Source organism: Thiolapillus sp. (assembly GCF_048562965.1).
Taxonomy (GTDB): domain Bacteria; phylum Pseudomonadota; class Gammaproteobacteria; order Chromatiales; family Chromatiaceae; genus Thiolapillus; species Thiolapillus brandeum_A.
On the sequence record NZ_JBHNMF010000835.1, the window covers coordinates 1 to 1,264 of the forward strand.

A 1,264-nucleotide genomic window follows, 5' to 3' on the forward strand; every position below is an offset into this window, starting at 1 on the left:
GTTGGGGATGCGTGCCATAGGTGTTTTCCTCTCAAAACGTGTCAAGCCCTTTGCAGGATTTTTTTGCCATTGATTTTCGTGTCATTAGATTGTACGATTACCGGACATTCTAAAGCGAGAACGAAGGCTGTGCAACCCTTATGAACGAAAACCGGGTTTACACTATTGGACATACCGAGCAAAGAGGTGTGTGTATGTCCAAGAAGATCAATAAAGAACTGAGCAGTTTTGGCAAGCGTTTGGCCAAGCTGCGCAAGGCGGCTGGCTATACCCAACAGCAACTAGCCGATGAGATCAATGCAACGCGGCGGATGATTGCTTACTACGAGTCCGAGAGTCAGCATCCACCAGCAAATATGCTGGTGGATTTGGCAAAGGCTTTGAATGTCAGCGCCGATGCCCTGCTGGGGATTAAGCCTGTGGAGAATATGCCGGTCAGTAGTCGGCTGGAACGCCGGATCAGGCAAATTGAAAAGCTCAGCCCCAAACCTCGGCAACAAATCACGCAGTTGATCGATACCTTTGTGGAAGCTGAGCAGCTAAAGCAAAAAGCTAACGCCAACTGATAACGAGAGAGAAGACGATGGAACAGATTGCTAATTTACATATTGAGAAGTTACCCGAGGGCGTGTATCTCGCCACCTGTGAGAATATTCCCGGTCTTATCGCCCAAGGGCGCACCATTGCTGAGACCCTGGAGATTGCCCGCAATGTCGCCAAGAAGTTATTGGAGGCGCAAGCCGAACGGCATCAGCAGGCCAAGCTGGTATCGGTGCAGGATTCATTTGATTACCCGTTGATTCTGGGCACCTAATGGGCAGGCTGGCCGGGTTCAAATACCGGCAGATCATCAAGAAGATGAAGAAGCTGGGCTTTGCGTTTGACCGCCAGGCCGCCGGGTCTCATGAGATCTGGTTCAACTCGGCAACGGACAAATACACCACCATTCCCAATCATCCAGGCGATATGCCAGAAGGGACATTAAGAGCTATTCTTAGGCAAGCAGGAGTTACGGTTGAGGCGTTTTTAGATGCTTAGCAACAAAACCCCGCAATGTGCGGGATTCGTTGTTCTACTCCACGTAATCCTCAAACTCCCACTTCCCTAATCGGGATACTTTTTCTGCAACTTCATTCCAGTTTTCACCAGAACAATCCCGCAAGAAATCTTTGATGGCACCGACAATTCTTTGGTAGTTGTACCCACGAACAATCAGATGATGGCGGCAAATAACAACCTCATCTATGCCGTAAGTTTCCTCTAA

The 1,264-nt window shown here is 49.1% G+C and carries 4 protein-coding genes; 3 read left to right on the forward strand and 1 reads right to left on the reverse strand.

Going from position 1 to position 1,264, the window contains the following annotated elements; translation table 11 throughout:
• Nucleotides 1–194 precede the first annotated feature (194 nt).
• The 3 genes from ACOCD2_RS20475 to ACOCD2_RS20485 are packed head-to-tail and all read left to right on the forward strand — an operon-like array spanning nucleotide 195 to nucleotide 1,038.
• Nucleotides 195–566 carry a helix-turn-helix domain-containing protein gene (locus ACOCD2_RS20475; RefSeq protein WP_293650207.1) on the forward strand — a complete coding sequence of 124 codons (372 nt, stop codon included), beginning with the start codon at nucleotides 195–197 and terminating at the stop codon, nucleotides 564–566.
• A gap of 17 nt (nucleotides 567–583) precedes the next feature.
• A complete protein-coding gene (locus tag ACOCD2_RS20480) occupies nucleotides 584–814 on the forward strand; it encodes a type II toxin-antitoxin system HicB family antitoxin (protein WP_293650206.1) in 231 nt (76 codons plus the stop codon).
• Nucleotides 814–1,038 (forward strand): type II toxin-antitoxin system HicA family toxin, encoded by a 225-nt coding sequence (locus ACOCD2_RS20485; RefSeq protein ID WP_293650205.1) that lies wholly within the window; start codon nucleotides 814–816, stop codon nucleotides 1,036–1,038. Before ACOCD2_RS20480 ends, ACOCD2_RS20485 begins: the two co-directional genes overlap by 1 nt.
• Nucleotides 1,039–1,072: 34 nt before the next feature.
• On the opposite strand, the gene ACOCD2_RS20490 is transcribed toward ACOCD2_RS20485, so the two are convergent.
• A partial coding sequence (locus ACOCD2_RS20490; protein WP_419626002.1) for an Imm8 family immunity protein occupies nucleotides 1,073–1,264 on the reverse strand: 192 nt, incomplete at its 5' end.